The sequence below is a fragment of the Limnohabitans sp. 63ED37-2 genome (assembly GCF_001412535.1).
GTDB lineage: Bacteria > Pseudomonadota > Gammaproteobacteria > Burkholderiales > Burkholderiaceae_C > Limnohabitans_A.
This window is the reverse complement of record NZ_CP011774.1, coordinates 810,096-824,400: the sequence shown is the minus strand read 5'-3', so window position 1 is coordinate 824,400 and position 14,305 is coordinate 810,096. Positions and strand designations below refer to the sequence as shown.

The following is a 14,305-nucleotide window of genomic DNA, read 5'->3' as shown; positions in this document are numbered from 1 at the left end:
TTTAAACATTTAATCATCATGGCAGACATTCATATAAATTCTTTCAAATCAGCAAAACTAGATATTTTTTCACAAACTAATGTCTATTTATCCAGCGCAACCGGATATTTCATAAAACATAACGAACGATTTTATTTGGTTTCAAATTTGCACGTTGTATCCGGCAAAAACCCACAAACCGGAAAGAACATTCGAACCGACTGCGCCATACCCGGATTTATTGAAGCATATATACAAGCAACAACAAACAAAACAGAATCCACAATTGAATTAATCGAAAAGAAAATATCAATTCCTTTGTATAAAAAATTACCTGATGATTCACAAGAATATGACATACATAGCCCTTTGTGGCTAAGTGAAAACAAGAAAAAATTTGATATAGCGCTTATGGCGGATTCAAGTACGAGGTGCAACAAAGATAAACCCGGTGATGGGTGGCTGAGGATGTCAAGGCATCATGGCCACTCAAACCGCCAAGTCCAAGTTGCCAGATGTACAAGCACCTCAGCCGAGAAGAACGATACCAAATTCACAGCCTCTTGAAAGCCAAACAGACCATCAGCGAGATCGCCCGTTCATTGGGCAGGAGCCGCAGCACCATCAGCCGCGAACTCAGCCGTGGCCGCGGTCAGCGTGGCTATCGCGCCGAACAAGCCTGCGCCAAGGCTTCTGAGCGGGCACAGCGAAGCCGTAATGCCCGCCGTTTAGATTCCAAAGTCTGGTCCGATGTGGATTTCTACCTTGGCATTCAATGGAGCCCCGAGCAGATTGCAGGCAAGGTGGCGGTCAGCCATGAGAGCGTCTATTTGTATGTCTATGCGAACAAGGCTGCCGGTGGTGATTTACACACGCACCTGCGTAGCCAAAAGCCTCGGCGCAAACGCCACCTGTGCGGGCGTGATAGACGTGGTCAGATCCCGAACCGCCGCCCGATCAGCGAGAGACCAAGCCACATTGAAGATCGCAAGCAAGTGGGCCACTGGGAAGGTGATACCGTTATTGGCGCGGCTCACAAACAAGCCATCGTGACACTGGTAGAACGCAAGAGTGGCTTTGCTGTGCTGGCCAAAGTGCCCAACAAGTCTGCTGATTTGGTGGGCCGGGCTATTGAAGGCATGCTCAAGCCCCTGAGCTCACGGGTGAAGACCTTGACGGTAGACAACGGCAAGGAGTTTGCCGATCACCAGGCCATCGATCAGGCCCTTGGCATCCAGACTTACTTTGCCGATCCGTATTGCAGCTGGCAGCGCGGCAGCAACGAGAACTTCAATGGTTTGCTGCGCCAATACATTCCCAAGAAACGGCGCATGGAAACTGTCACCGATGAGGAGTTGACTATGATCGAAAACAGATTGAATCACCGGCCCAGAAAGCGGCTGGGATTCAAGACACCCCACGAGGTGTTTCACGCCTCGTTAAACCGTGTTGCAGTTCGTACTTGAATCCGCCTATTGATATAACGAAAAATCTTGTCGAAATTAACCCCTATAACATAGAATTTTTTGACTTAGCCAAAGAAATTGAAAAATCAGAAATTGATCTAGGCGTAATGGATGATGTATTCATCGTTGGTTTTCCATTAAAAACAAAAACCACCCCTAATTGCTATCCGATATACAAGGGAGCAACTATTGCAAGCGAACCCTTTCAATACACAGATTTACCAATTTTTTATATAGATGGAAAGACCAAAAAAGGAATGTCAGGATCCCCTGTTATTAAAAAACATAAATTTGACCTGAAAATTTTAAATGGAAAAATGACAGGAACAAAAGATCGAATTGATCTTATTGGCACATATTCAGGCCGAGATACAACTGCAGAAGATGAATATACGGCAGAGCTTGGCATTGTTTGGCATGCAAACAAAACACTTCTTCAGATAATTGAACAGCAAAACCCTGCTAGTGATTCAACTGCCCCCAAGCCTTCTCCAGCCGCTTGATGCTGACTGGCTGCGGCGTGCGCAGCTCTTGCGCGAAGAAGCTCACGCGCAGCTCCTCCAGTACCCAGCGGAACTCCAGCATGCGGGCGTCTTGGGCGCCTTTGCGTTCGGCCACCAAGCGCCAGTAGCGTTGCTCTTGGGGTTTCAGCTCCGCCAGGCGCTGGGCGTCGCGGGCGGGGTCGGCGCGGTATTTGTCGAGGCGCAGGGTCACGGCTTTCAGGTAGCGGGCGCAGTGCTGCAGCTGCGGCCATGGGGTGGCGGCCATGAAATTTTTGGGCATCAGGCGTTGCAGTTGCTGCGTGCAGTCTGCAGTCGCGTCGGGGGCGTTTTTGGTGTCTTTGATCTTGCGGGTGGCCGCGCCAAACTCCAACAAGATGGTGCCCGCCAGCCGGGCCACTTCGTTGGCAATCAGGGTCAGGCGGCCCCGGCCCTCTTCGATGCGGCGTTTGAAGGTGATTTCATCGTTGGGCAGCGGGTCGAGCAAAAAGGCGCGGTCCAGCGCCACGTCGATGATCTGGGCTTTCAACTCGTCGGCCGTGCCCAGCGGCATGAAGGCCACGGCCATCTTTTGCAGGTCGGGGATGTTTTTCTCAAGGTATTTGAGGGCGTCTTTGATTTGCAGCGCAAACAGGCGGCGCAGGCCCGCGCGGTTTTTGCTGGCAGCCACGTCGGGCTCGTCAAACACCTCGATGGTCACGGCGTCTTGCATGTCCACCAGCGCCGGGAAGCCGATCAGGGTCTGGCCGCCTTTGCTGATTTCCATCAGCTCGGGCAGCTCGCCAAAGGTCCAGGCGGTGTAGCGCTGGGGGGCCAGGGGCTTGGGCGCTGCGGCGGCTTTGGCCGGTGCGGTGTTGTTGCGGTTGGCGCCTGTTGTGTTTGCTGGGGCGTTGGCCGATGCCTGAACGGGAATCGGCGTCGGCGGTGCCGCCACTTTGAGCTGCGCCAGCGCCTGGAACGCGCCACGCGCTTTGGCACCCAGCTCGCCTTTGAGCGCACCCAGGTTGCGGCCCATGCCCAGCTGGCGGCCGTGCTCGTCCACCACCAGCAGGTTCATGAACAGATGCGGGCTGAGCATCTCGTGTTTGAAGTCGGTGCGCTTGATGTCCAGGCTGGTTTCGTCGCGGGCTTTTTTGAGCAGCACATCGGTGAGCGACCCGCTGCCAAACAGCTCGGGCACCGACAGCTCGGCGGCCAAGCGCGTGGCCGATTCGGGCAGCGGCACAAAGCGGCTGCGCGGGCGCTGCGGCAGGCTTTTGAGCAGGGCCTGGATTTTGTCTTTGAGCAGGCCGGGCACTAGCCATTCGCAACGATCTTCGCTGACTTGGTTCAGCACAAACAAAGGCACCGTCACCGTGACGCCGTCGCGGGCGTCGCCGGGCTCGTGCAGATAGGTGGCTTGGCAGTCGGTGCCTCCCAAACGAATGTGTTTGGGAAAAGCCTGCGTGGTGATACCTGCCGCTTCGTGGCGCATCAGTTCTTCGCGGCTCAGCAGCAACAGGCGCGGCTGTTTGACGCTCTCATGGCGATACCAGTCTTCCAGAAGGCGACCGCTGCACACCTCGGCCGGAATCTGCTGGTCGTAAAAGGCGTAGATCAGTTCGTCGTCCACCAGCACGTCTTGCCTGCGCGACTTGTGTTCCAGCTCTTCGACCTTGGCGATCATCTTGTGGTTGGCGGCTAGGAAAGGCAGCTTGGTCTCCCACTGGTTGCCCACCAGCGCTTCGCGGATGAAGATGTCGCGAGCGCCGTGCAGGTCCACCCGGCTGTAGGCCGTGCGCCGCCCGCTGTAGACCACCAGACCGTAAAGCGTGGCGCGTTCCAGCGCCACCACTTCGGCCGATTTCTTTTCCCAATGCGGGTCGAGCACTTGCTTGCGCAGCAGGTGCGCGCCGACCTGCTCCAGCCACTGCGGCTCAATCGCTGCAATACCCCGGCCAAACAGACGCGTGGTTTCCACCAGTTCGGCCACCACGATCCAGCGACCCGGCTTTTTGCTCAGGTGCGCACCGGGGTGTTTGTGGAACTTGATGCCGCGTGCGCCCAGATAGGCTTCTTCGTCTTCGAGCTTGTAGCCCACGTTGCCCAGCAGGCCCGCCAGCATGGACAGGTGCAATTGCTCGTAGCTCGCGGGCTGGGTATTGATGCGCCACTTGTGCTCACTCACCACCGTGAGCAGCTGGGTGTGGGTGTCGCGCCACTCGCGCACGCGGCGGATGTTGATGAAGTTCTGGCGCAGCAGCTGCTCGTATTGGCGGTTGCTGAGTTTGTGCTGCGAGGCCTCTTGCGCAGGCGCATTTAATTGGGATCTGACCCCAATTGATTTAGATGGGCCGCCTCGGGCGTCGTGGATCCATTTCCACAGTTTCAGGTAACCGGTGAACTCGCTCTTGTCGTCGTCGAATTTGGCGTGTTGTTGGTCGGCCTGGGCTTGTGCGTCCATGGGGCGGTCGCGCACGTCTTGCACGCTCATGGCGCTGGCGATCACCAGCACTTCGTCCAAGGCATTGCGGCCACGCGCTTCCAAAATCATGCGGCCCACACGGGGGTCCAGCGGCAAGCGGGCCAGCTCTTGGCCAATCGGTGTAAGTTCATTGTCGTCGTCCACTGCGCCCAGCTCGGCCAGCAGTTGGTAGCCGTCGGTGATGGCACGTTTGGACGGTGCTTCGATGAACGGAAAGTCTTCCACCACACCCAAGTGCAGCGACTTCATGCGCAAGATCACGCCTGCCAAAGACGACCGTAAAATTTCCGGGTCGGTGAAGCGCGGGCGGCCCGCAAAGTCTTTCTCGTCGTACAGGCGGATGCAAATGCCGTTGGCTACGCGGCCGCAGCGGCCCGCACGCTGGTTGGCCGCGGCCTGGCTGATGGGCTCAACCAGCAACTGTTCAACCTTGCTGCGCAGGCTGTAGCGCTTGACCCGCGCCGTGCCCGCGTCGATCACATAGCGGATGCCAGGCACCGTCAATGACGTTTCGGCCACGTTGGTCGCCAGCACAATGCGGCGGCCATTCGACGCTTCAAAAATCTGGTCTTGCTCGGCCTGCGACAGGCGGGCAAACAGCGGCAGCACTTCGGCGCCTCGCGTCAGCGGCTGGTGCGCCAAGTGCTTGCGCAGGTGGTCGGCGGCTTCGCGGATCTCGCGCTCACCGGGCAAAAAGATCAGGATGTCGCCCCCTGCCCCACCCTGCCAAAGTTCGTCCACCGCATCGGCCATGGCCTCGTTCAGGCCGTAGTCGCGCGACTCTTCAAACGGGCGGTAGCGTTGCTCCACCGGGAATGTGCGGCCGGACACCATGATGACCGGGGCCGGGCCGTTGCGCGAGGCAAAGTGCTTGGCAAATCGGTCTGCATCGATGGTGGCCGAGGTCACGACGATTTTGAGGTCCGGGCGGCGCGGCAGGATCTGGCGCAAATAACCCAGCAAGAAGTCAATGTTCAGGCTGCGCTCGTGCGCCTCGTCGATGATGATGGTGTCGTAGGCCTGCAGCAGCGGGTCGGTCTGGGTTTCGGCCAGCAAAATGCCGTCGGTCATGAGCTTGACGGACGCGTTTTTGCTCAAACGGTCCTGGAACCGCACCTTAAAACCCACCACCTCGCCCAGCGGCGTCTTCAATTCCTCCGCAATTCGCCTGGCCACCGAGCTGGCCGCAATGCGCCGTGGCTGGGTGTGGCCAATCATCCGCGCACGTTCACCCGGTTTGGCGTTGAGCTTGCCGCGCCCCAGCATCAGCGCGATTTTGGGCAACTGCGTGGTCTTGCCCGATCCGGTTTCACCGCACACGATGATGACCTGGTGCTGGTCCATGGCGGCCATGATTTCGTCACGGCGGGCCGAGACGGGCAGGCCTTCGGGAAACTCGATTTGGAGGGAGGTGTCAGACAAGGCGGAAACTTCTGTGAAAATCAAGGCAAGAACAGCGGGGGATTATCCCAGTCCCGCGCACCCTGCCACTTTCGCAGCCCTTTCACCGCACCTTCGCCGCCCATGTCCACAGTTTTCAACTTCACCTTCGTGCCCTGGTTCCGGTCGGTGGCGCCTTACATCCACATGCACCGGGGCAAGACCTTTGTGGTGGGCATCGCGGGCGAGGCCATTGCTGCGGGCAAGCTGCACAACCTGGCGCAAGACCTGGCGCTGATCCAGAGCATGGGTGTGAAGATCGTGCTGGTGCACGGCTTTCGCCCGCAGGTGAATGAGCAACTGGCCGCCAAGGGCCACACCCCCAAGTATTCACAGGGCATCCGAATCACCGACAGCGTGGCGCTCGACTGCGCCCAAGAGGCTGCGGGCCAACTGCGGTATGAGATCGAAGCCGCCTTCAGCCAAGGGCTGCCCAACACGCCCATGGCGGGCTCCACCGTGCGGGTGATTTCGGGCAACTTCATCACCGCCCGGCCTGTGGGCATTGTGGACGGCGTGGACTTCATCCACTCCGGTCTGGTGCGCAAGGTGGATGTGGACGGCATCATGCGCACGCTGGACATGGGCGCAATGGTCTTGCTCTCGCCCTTTGGTTTTTCGCCCACAGGCGAAGCTTTTAATTTGGCCATGGAAGAGGTGGCGACCAGCGTGGCGGCCGAGCTGCAGGCCGACAAGCTGATTTTTGTGACCGAGATTCCGGGCATCCGCATGCAGCCGGGCGAGCCCGCCAGCGACGACAACCCCATCGACACCGAGCTGCCCCTGGCTGCGGCCAAACAGTTGCTGGCTTCGCTGCCCCCGCCGACCGAGCCGACCGACATCGGTTTCTACCTGCAGCACTGCGTCAAAGCCTGCGAGGAAGGCGTGGAGCGCTCACACATCCTGCCCTTTGCAGTCGATGGCTCGCTGCTGCTGGAGGTGTATGTGCACGACGGCATCGGCACCATGGTGGTAGACGAAAAGCTCGAAGAACTGCGCGAAGCCACCGCCGACGATGTGGGCGGTATCTTGCAGCTGATCGAGCCGTTTGAGAAAGACGGCACCTTGGTCAAGCGCGACCGCACCGAGATCGAGCGCGACATCGACCACTACACCATCATCGACCACGACGGTGTGATTTTTGCCTGCGCAGCGCTCTACCCCTACCCCGAAGCCAAGACGGCCGAGATGGCAGCGCTCACCGTGTCGCCCCAGTCACAAGGTCAGGGCGATGGTGAAAAGGTGCTCAAGCGCATCGAACAACGCGCACGCGCCATGGGCCTGAAAAGCATTTTTGTGCTCACCACCCGCACCATGCACTGGTTCATCAAGCGTGGCTTTGCGCAGGTGGACCCGGACTGGTTGCCCGAGGCCCGCAAGCGCAAGTACAACTGGGACCGCAAGAGCCAGGTCCTGGTCAAAAAACTCTGATCACAAATCCAACACCAAACGCGCCGTTTGGCTGCGCGAGCAGCAGATCAACATCTGGTTGTTGGCCTCTTGCTCCTCGGGTGTGAGGTACATGTCCCAATGATCGGGCGTGCCCGCAACCACCTGGGTCAGGCAGGTGCCACACACGCCTTGAGAGCAGGAAAACGGCACCTCATGGCCTGCGTCTTGTAAGGCGTTCAGAATGCTTTGCTCTTTCCCCACTTTCAAAGTCTGACCACTTTTTTGCAAGTGAACTTCGAAGCTGCCGTCGGCATGGATGGGGGTTTGGGTCAGGTCTGTGGTGTTCATGCGGTGATCTCGGAAGAATTTTCTTGGGCCAAAAGACGGTCAATGATGCGCCGCGATTGCACACCACCAGAGTCGATGTTGAGCATCAGCAATTTGCGCTCGGGCCACTGGCTGATGTTGGCTTGTTGCAGCTGCAGCATTTCCATGTCTTCGTTGAAGATGCCGCCCTGCCCTGCCCGGATCTTGTCGGTAAGCGCCGCGTCTTCGGGCTTGAATTGCCGCGCCATGCCCCAGTGGTACCAGTGGGAGGTTTCGGTCTCGGGCGTGATGAAGTCCACCACCACGCTGTAGGCCTTGTGTTCGGGTGCGGCATCAAAACCACCTTGGCCTGCCAGCGCCACACCCACGTCGATCATGATGTGGCTGGGCGGCGTGAAGCGGCAGATCTGCCAGCGGTCCACCTTGGCCTGCGGGTCCAGGCCGTTGGCGCTCATGGCCATTTGCCAAAACGGCGGGGCCTGAACGCCTTGCATGTGGCGCTGCAAAATGACTTGGTCGCCATCGACCTTGGTCTCGCACGGTGTCTCGTCGATCTCGGGCTGGCCAATGCTGTTGGCGTGCACATAAGTTTCGTGCGTCAGGTCCATCAGGTTGTCGATCATCAAGCGGTAATCGGCCTTGACGTGGTACAGCCCGCCGCCATAAGCCCAGGCTGGGTTGTCAAAAAATTCAAACACCGGCATCTTGGCCACATCGGCCTTGGTTGGGTCACCGGGCCAAACCCAGACAAAACCATAACGCTCGACCACGGCATAACTTTTGATGGCCGGAAAGCCGCGCACGCGCTGGCCGGGCATCTGCACGGTTTTGCCGTCCACACCCATCTCCAGGCCGTGATAACCACACTGCAAATGCCCTTTGCACACCTTCCCCAGCGACAGGGGGGCGCCACGGTGCGGGCAAAAGTCTTCAACCGCCGCGACTTGGCCGTCCGGGCCTTTGAAGAAGGCCATCTTTTCGTTGCAAATGGTGCGGCCCAGCGGCTTGTCGCCCAAGGCCTCCAATTCGGTCAGGGCACAAGCCACGTACCAGGTGTTTTTGATGAACATCTTGTCCTCTCTTCTTCAATGCGCTTGTTCAAAGCTTGCGGGCCACGCCCAGCAGGCGGTCCAGCAGTTCAGGGTCTTGTTGCAAAGTGGCCGCGTCGCTGGTGTGCACCACTTTGCCGTGGTCCAGCACCACCGCGCGGTGGCTGATCCGCAAAATCGCTTGTGGGTGCTGCTCGACGATGATCGCCGACAGCCCTTCTTCGCGGGTGATGCGGGCAATGGCACGCAAGAGCTCTTCCACGATGATGGGAGCCAAGCCTTCCAGGGGTTCGTCCAGCAAGAGCAAGCGCGGGTTCAGCACCAAGGCCCGGCCCACGGCCAGCATCTGCTGCTCACCGCCCGACAGCTGTGTGCCCAGATTGGTCTTGCGCTCGGCCAGACGCGGAAACATCTCGTACACCCGCTCGGGTGTCCAGGCTCGGCTGGCACGGCCGGGGCGTGCGACTGCCGTCAGGTTTTCATGCACCGTGAGCGATTTGAAAATATTGCGCTCTTGCGGCACCCAGCCAATGCCTGCAGCCGCACGCTCGTGCGAGGGCAAGGTGTGCAGTGACTGGCCACCCAGAAAGATTTGCCCGCCGTGCTGCTGTGTGGCACCCACCAGTGTGTTGATGAGTGTGGTTTTGCCCGTGCCGTTTCGGCCCAGCAGTGCCAGGGTTTCGCCCTCGCCCAGCGAGAATCCGATGTCGTTCAGCACCACGGCTTCGCCGTAACCGGCGCTCAGGTTGTGGACCTTCAACAACTCAGCCATGGGCCACCTCCTCGCCATGCCCCAGGTACACCGCTTTGACCTGCGGATCGGCCGCAATCGCTTCGGGTGTGCCTTCGGTCAGCACCGCGCCATTGACCAGCACCGTGATGCGGTCGGCAAATTCAAACACCAGATCCATGTCGTGCTCGATCAACAAGACCGACACCTCGGCGGGCAGTGCCGCCACGGTTTGCAACAACTCTTCGCGCTCACCCGCTGGCACACCCGCCACCGGCTCGTCCAGCAACAGCACCTTGGGCTCGCAGGCCAATGCAATCGCCATCTCCAGCAAACGGCGCTTGCCATAGGCCAGGTGCTCAGTGCGCTGGTGCATGACTTCGGTCAAGCGAAAGAGTTCGAGCAAGGCTTCGCAGCGCGCAACCACCGCTGTGTCTTGACCCAGTTTGGACCACCAGCGCCCCCCCAGACCCCGCTGCTGCGAGACCACCATGGCCAGGGTTTGCAAAGGTGTCATGCTGGCAAACAGCTGGTTGATCTGAAAGGTGCGCACCAAGCCACGGCGCACACGCAGGTGGGACGCGAGTTGGCTGATGTCTTGGCCCAGCAACTCGATGCGGCCCGAGGTGGGCGGCAGCACGCCAGTGAACAAATTGATGAGTGTGGTCTTGCCCGCGCCATTGGGGCCAATCAGCGCGTGGCGTGCGCCCAAGCGCAATTCAAGGTTGACGTTGTCAGTGGCGGTGATGCCCCCGAATTGTTTGACGAGGCCCTGCGCCTTCAACACAACAGGGGCATTCATGGCAGCGGTGTTCATTGCGCACCGCCTTTGTGGTCGGCCGAGCGGCCAAACCAAAGCCAAGGCCGAATCAAACGCTCGCGCCCCACCATGACCAAGACCACCAAAAACAGGCCAATCCAAAAGGTCCAGTACTGCGGCGTGATGCCCGCGATCACGTCGTGCATGAGTTTGAACACCACCGCACCGACCACCCCGCCATACAGCCAGCCCACACCGCCAATGACCAGCATCAGCATCACATCGGCCGAGCGCTCCAAAGCAAACACGTCGAGCGATGCAAAGCCCGTGGTTTGTGCCATCAAGGCCCCGGCTGCCCCGGCCAAAGCCGCCGCCACGGTGTAGACCACGGCCAATCGGTTGTGCACCGGAATGCCAATGGCCATGGCCCGCAGCGGGTTGTCGCGCACGGCCATGAGCGTGGCACCCCAAGGCGAGTTCACCCACCGCCGCGCCAGCACAAACAAAACCAGCAGCACCGTGAGTGAATACCAAGCGGCGGTTTGACCGTACAGATCGAATTCAAAACGGCCCAGCAACGGGCCCATCATCACGCCCTGTAAGCCGTCTGAGCCCCCGGTGAGCCAGTCGAGCTTGTTGGCCAACTCCATCAAGATGAGTGCCATGCCCAGCGTGACCATGAGCCGCGTCAAATCTGTCCCGCGCAAAATGGTGAGCGAACACAGTGCGCCGAGCAGCGTGGCGCAGCCCATGCCAAACAGCAGACCCACCAAAGGGTCGGGCATCACATGTTTGGCAAACAAGGCCGAGGCATAGGCACCCAAACCCAAAAACGCCGCATGGCCCAACGACACGATGCCCGTGTAGCCCAGCACCAAATCGAGTGACACGGCAAACAAAGCGACGATGGCCACCTCGTTGACGATCAGCGCATGGCCGGGCACCAACAGGGGCAAAGCAAAGGCCAGCAGCCAAATCAGAGGCTCCCAGCCGCGCATGCGGACGGTGGACAACAATTGGGTGCGTGCATCCAAAGGCGCGTTCAAAAATTTTTTCATGTCAGCGGCCTCCTTTGCGCACAAACAGGCCTTGTGGACGCCAAATCAAAATCGCGATCATCAGTGAATAGACGATGAAAGAACCGAGCTTGGGCATGTAGTATTTGCCCGCCACATCGGCAATGCCCAAAAGCAAAGCTGCCCACAGCGGCCCGGAGATGGACGAGGTGCCGCCCACAGCCACCACGATCAAAAAGTAGACCATGAACTTGAGCGGAAAGGTCGGGTCCAGCCCCAGCACCTCGGCCCCCAGCGCCCCGCCCAAACCGGCTAAGCCCGAGCCCACGGCAAAGGTGGCGGCAAAGATCAAGTTCACGCGGATACCCAAGCCCGCAGCCACCCGCGCATCGTCCACACTGGCACGCAAGCGGCTGCCAAAGCGGGTTTTGGCCAACACAAATTGCAAGCCCACCGTGAGCGCCGCACACACCGCGATGATGAACAGGCGGTAGTGGCCCATGCCCAATTCAAAGACTTCACCCGTCCACAACTCAGTGCGGCCCCGCAGCCCATCGGGCAGCTGCATGATCTGCTGCTGCGAGCCCATCCAATAGTCCACACTCGCCACCGACATGAACGCCAAGCCAATCGAAAACAGCACCTGATCGAGGTGGGGCTTGTTGTACATGTGGCGGTACAGCGTGCGCTCCAGCACCGCACCCAGCAAGGCTGTGGCCACAAAAGCCAATGGCAGGCACAGCAAAAAAGGCACGTCAAAGCGCTGCATCAGCACCACCGTGAGGTATCCCCCTGCCATGGCAAACGCGCCATGCGCCAGGTTGATGAAGTTCATCAAACCCATGGTCACAGACAGGCCCACGGCCAAGATGAAAAGCAGCATGCCGTAGGCAATGCCGTCGAAAAGAATGGTCAACATGGTGGATGGGCTGAGGTTCGCGGGGTCATGTCAAGAAACTGATACTGGGTACAGGGGGATAGGAAGGCCACGCTTTGCAAGCCATGACGGGGTAGTCATGGCAAGCAGCAACGCGGCCATCCAGGCGCCCCCGGTCAACCCAGCCTTACTTGGTCTTGCCCGGGTCTTTCACGTCCTTGATGGTGGCGAACTCCTGGTTGTAGAGCTGGCCGCCCACCTTTTCCACTTTGCGGATGTAGATGTTGTGCACCACATCGCGGGTTTGAGCGTCGATGAACATCGGGCCACGCGGGCTTTCAAACACTTGGCCCTTCATGGCATTGAGCAAAGCCTCGCCGCCTGCACCCTTGGTGGCCTTGGCGGCTTCGTAAATCACGCGCATGCCGTCATAACCGCCCACGGCCATGAAGTTGGGGCGCAAGCCATTGTTGGCTTTTTCAAAGGCCGCCACAAACTTCTTGTTGAGGGCCGAGTTGTGCGAAGCCGAGTAGTGGTGCGAAGTCACCACACCATTGGCCACTTCGCCCATGCTGTTCAAGATGTCGTCGTCGGTGATGTCACCCGTGCCGATCAGCTTGATGCCCGCTTTGTCCATGCCGCGCTCGGCGAACTGCTTCATGAGCGCTGCGCCTGCGCCCGAGGGCACAAACACATAAACCGCATCGGGTTTGAGGTCACGCACTTTCTGCAAGAAAGGCGCAAAGTCGGGGTTGCGCATGGGCACTCGCAGGCTGTCAAGCACCTGGCCGCCGTTGAAAAGCAAACGGTCTTTGAAGAACTTTTCAGCATCGATGCCGGGGCCGTAGTCCGACACCAAGGTCACCACTTTTTTGATGCCGTTGTTGGGCGCCCAGTCGGCAATGGCTACGGCCGCTTGGGGCAGGGTGAAGCTGGTGCGCACAATGAAGGGCGAAGCTTGTGTGATGCTGGACGTGGCCGCGGCCATCACCACCATCGGGGTTTTGGACTGGGTGGCAATCGGGGCAGTGGCAAAAGCCAAAGGTGTCAAACCAAAGCCTGCCAGCACACTGACTTTTTCGTTGATCACCATCTCTTGCGCCAAACGCTTGGTCACGTCTGCAGCGCTGGTGTCGTCTTTCACAATCAGCTCGACTTTTTTGCCGGCCACCATGTCGCCGTTTTGCGCCATGTACAGGCGGGCTGCGGCTTCGATCTGTTTACCGGTGGAGGCAAACGGACCGGTCATGGGCAAGATCAGGCCGATCTTGAATTTGTCTTGCGCCATGGCCGCAGAGGCGCTCATGGCCAAGGTTGCACAAGCGATGGCGCTCAGAAATCGACGTTTTTGCATGCTCTGTCTCCTCGTTAAAAAATCGGTGTTCAGGATGGTCGGATCAATTGCACCCCGGGCGTGACCGAAGGCTGCGGATTTTGCAGCGCCAGGCCCAGGTGATGCCGTGCAATGCGCGAGTGCTCGCGCATCAGGGCTTCGGCGCGGCCCGCTTCGCGCTGCGCGATGGCCTGCAGCACTTGTCGGTGTTGGTACTGGGCTACCACCAAGGTGTCGCGGGCGTCGGAGGAGTGCGCCTGCACACCCACAAAACCCGAAGGCGAGGCAAAAGGCAGTCCCGATGCACGTTCGATTTCGCGGCTCAATAAAGCGCTACCGGCCATCTCGACCAGCAGCCGGTGAAACCGGGCATTCAGACGCACATAACCCGAAAAATGGTCATCGTCCAAGGTGCCGGGTTGCAGCAAAGCGTCGATCTGGTCCAGGCAGGCATCGGCTTCTTGCATGAGGGCTGCGTTCACGCCGCGCTCGGCAGCCCAACGCGCAGCCAAGCCCTCGAGGGTGCCACGCAGTTCAATGGCATCCGCCACTTCGCGCTCGGAAAAAGTGCGCACCGCATAACCGCCACCGGGCAGCGTTTGCAGCAGACCTTCTTCGCCCAGACGCATCAGGGCCGCGCGAATGGGGGTACGCGACATGCCCAGGCGCTCCACCAGCGCCAGCTCGGCAATGCGTGTGCCCCCCGGCAGCTGACCTGCCAGGATCAGCTCCCGCAAGCGCTGCTGCGCCTTGACCGCTTGCGAGCTGCCATCGAACTCAGCGTCGGCGCTGTCAGGGCTGTCGGCGTGCGGGGCACGTAATGGGTTGATGGACATTCGGGGCGATGGCGAAAAGCCCAATTAAACCACCTGAAATCCCCCGGCTGTATACAGAAAAATCGAATTACCCTGATTTCAGCTCAAAAAATAAGCGAAAAAGCGTTTTTTGTATACCAACATCGATTGGGTGGCT

At 59.2% G+C, this 14,305-nt stretch carries 13 protein-coding genes; 4 read left to right on the top strand and 9 right to left on the bottom strand.

The genetic code is table 11. From position 1 onward, the window contains the following. The first annotated feature begins 18 nt into the window (after positions 1-18). Genes L63ED372_RS16350 through L63ED372_RS16345 form a run of 3 tightly spaced genes read left to right on the top strand, consistent with a single transcriptional unit; the run spans position 19 to position 1,948 of the window. Complete coding sequence (locus L63ED372_RS16350; RefSeq protein ID WP_156343548.1) at positions 19-546, top strand: hypothetical protein; 528 nt, start codon at positions 19-21, stop codon at positions 544-546. Continuing rightward, complete coding sequence (locus L63ED372_RS03935) at positions 495-1,445, top strand: IS30 family transposase (RefSeq protein WP_062402482.1); 951 nt, start codon at positions 495-497, stop codon at positions 1,443-1,445. Before L63ED372_RS16350 ends, L63ED372_RS03935 begins: the two co-directional genes overlap by 52 nt. Beyond that, entirely contained in the window at positions 1,442-1,948 is a 507-nt protein-coding gene (locus L63ED372_RS16345) for a hypothetical protein (RefSeq protein WP_156343547.1), read from the top strand. The genes L63ED372_RS03935 and L63ED372_RS16345 overlap by 4 nt, the downstream gene beginning before the upstream one ends. Here the strand turns inward: L63ED372_RS16345 and hrpA are convergent. Beyond that, positions 1,908-5,831 carry an ATP-dependent RNA helicase HrpA gene (gene hrpA, locus L63ED372_RS03930; protein WP_062407602.1) on the bottom strand — a complete coding sequence of 1,308 codons (3,924 nt, stop codon included), beginning with the start codon at positions 5,829-5,831 and terminating at the stop codon, positions 1,908-1,910. The genes L63ED372_RS16345 and hrpA overlap by 41 nt on opposite strands. 102 nt (positions 5,832-5,933) lie before the next feature. On the opposite strand from hrpA, the gene argA reads away from it, so the two are divergent. Next, the gene (gene argA, locus L63ED372_RS03925; RefSeq protein ID WP_062403595.1) at positions 5,934-7,280 is read left to right on the top strand and encodes an amino-acid N-acetyltransferase; all 1,347 of its coding nucleotides are present in this window, start codon (positions 5,934-5,936) and stop codon (positions 7,278-7,280) included. On the opposite strand, the gene L63ED372_RS03920 is transcribed toward argA, so the two are convergent. From L63ED372_RS03920 to L63ED372_RS03885, 8 genes are all read right to left on the bottom strand, one after another. After that, entirely contained in the window at positions 7,281-7,589 is a 309-nt protein-coding gene (locus L63ED372_RS03920; RefSeq protein ID WP_062403592.1) for a 2Fe-2S iron-sulfur cluster-binding protein, read from the bottom strand. It abuts the gene before it with no gap. Further along, positions 7,586-8,638 carry an aromatic ring-hydroxylating dioxygenase subunit alpha gene (locus L63ED372_RS03915; protein ID WP_062403589.1) on the bottom strand — a complete coding sequence of 351 codons (1,053 nt, stop codon included), beginning with the start codon at positions 8,636-8,638 and terminating at the stop codon, positions 7,586-7,588. Before L63ED372_RS03915 ends, L63ED372_RS03920 begins: the two co-directional genes overlap by 4 nt. A 28-nt stretch (positions 8,639-8,666) precedes the next feature. Continuing rightward, positions 8,667-9,389 carry an ABC transporter ATP-binding protein gene (locus tag L63ED372_RS03910; protein ID WP_062403586.1) on the bottom strand — a complete coding sequence of 241 codons (723 nt, stop codon included), beginning with the start codon at positions 9,387-9,389 and terminating at the stop codon, positions 8,667-8,669. Next, on the bottom strand, positions 9,382-10,149 hold the full coding sequence (locus L63ED372_RS03905; protein WP_231624557.1) for an ABC transporter ATP-binding protein: 768 nt from the start codon (positions 10,147-10,149) through the stop codon (positions 9,382-9,384). Before L63ED372_RS03905 ends, L63ED372_RS03910 begins: the two co-directional genes overlap by 8 nt. Before the next feature lie 11 nt (positions 10,150-10,160). After that, positions 10,161-11,165: a branched-chain amino acid ABC transporter permease gene (locus L63ED372_RS03900; RefSeq protein ID WP_062403580.1), complete on the bottom strand. Its 1,005-nt coding sequence runs from the start codon at positions 11,163-11,165 to the stop codon at positions 10,161-10,163. A 1-nt stretch (position 11,166) separates the two neighbouring features. Continuing rightward, positions 11,167-12,042 carry a branched-chain amino acid ABC transporter permease gene (locus tag L63ED372_RS03895; protein ID WP_062403576.1) on the bottom strand — a complete coding sequence of 292 codons (876 nt, stop codon included), beginning with the start codon at positions 12,040-12,042 and terminating at the stop codon, positions 11,167-11,169. Between the two features lie 145 nt (positions 12,043-12,187). Further along, the gene (locus tag L63ED372_RS03890) at positions 12,188-13,354 is read right to left on the bottom strand and encodes an ABC transporter substrate-binding protein (protein ID WP_062403573.1); all 1,167 of its coding nucleotides are present in this window, start codon (positions 13,352-13,354) and stop codon (positions 12,188-12,190) included. A gap of 29 nt (positions 13,355-13,383) precedes the next feature. Beyond that, positions 13,384-14,169, bottom strand: a complete 786-nt coding sequence (locus L63ED372_RS03885) for a GntR family transcriptional regulator (protein WP_062403570.1) — start codon at positions 14,167-14,169, stop codon at positions 13,384-13,386. Positions 14,170-14,305 lie beyond the last annotated feature (136 nt).

What these genes read in the sequence shown, in the direction of transcription:
- L63ED372_RS16350 (WP_156343548.1), top strand. Translation starts at nt 19, where the DNA reads ATGGCAGACATTCATATAAATTCTTTCAAATCAGCAAAACTAGATATT.
- L63ED372_RS03935 (WP_062402482.1), top strand. Translation starts at nt 495, where the DNA reads ATGTACAAGCACCTCAGCCGAGAAGAACGATACCAAATTCACAGCCTC.
- argA (WP_062403595.1), top strand. Translation starts at nt 5,934, where the DNA reads ATGTCCACAGTTTTCAACTTCACCTTCGTGCCCTGGTTCCGGTCGGTG.
- L63ED372_RS03920 (WP_062403592.1), bottom strand. Translation starts at nt 7,589, where the DNA reads ATGAACACCACAGACCTGACCCAAACCCCCATCCATGCCGACGGCAGC.
- L63ED372_RS03915 (WP_062403589.1), bottom strand. Translation starts at nt 8,638, where the DNA reads ATGTTCATCAAAAACACCTGGTACGTGGCTTGTGCCCTGACCGAATTG.
- L63ED372_RS03910 (WP_062403586.1), bottom strand. Translation starts at nt 9,389, where the DNA reads ATGGCTGAGTTGTTGAAGGTCCACAACCTGAGCGCCGGTTACGGCGAA.
- L63ED372_RS03905 (WP_231624557.1), bottom strand. Translation starts at nt 10,149, where the DNA reads ATGAATGCCCCTGTTGTGTTGAAGGCGCAGGGCCTCGTCAAACAATTC.
- L63ED372_RS03900 (WP_062403580.1), bottom strand. Translation starts at nt 11,165, where the DNA reads ATGAAAAAATTTTTGAACGCGCCTTTGGATGCACGCACCCAATTGTTG.
- L63ED372_RS03895 (WP_062403576.1), bottom strand. Translation starts at nt 12,042, where the DNA reads ATGTTGACCATTCTTTTCGACGGCATTGCCTACGGCATGCTGCTTTTC.
- L63ED372_RS03890 (WP_062403573.1), bottom strand. Translation starts at nt 13,354, where the DNA reads ATGCAAAAACGTCGATTTCTGAGCGCCATCGCTTGTGCAACCTTGGCC.
- L63ED372_RS03885 (WP_062403570.1), bottom strand. Translation starts at nt 14,169, where the DNA reads ATGTCCATCAACCCATTACGTGCCCCGCACGCCGACAGCCCTGACAGC.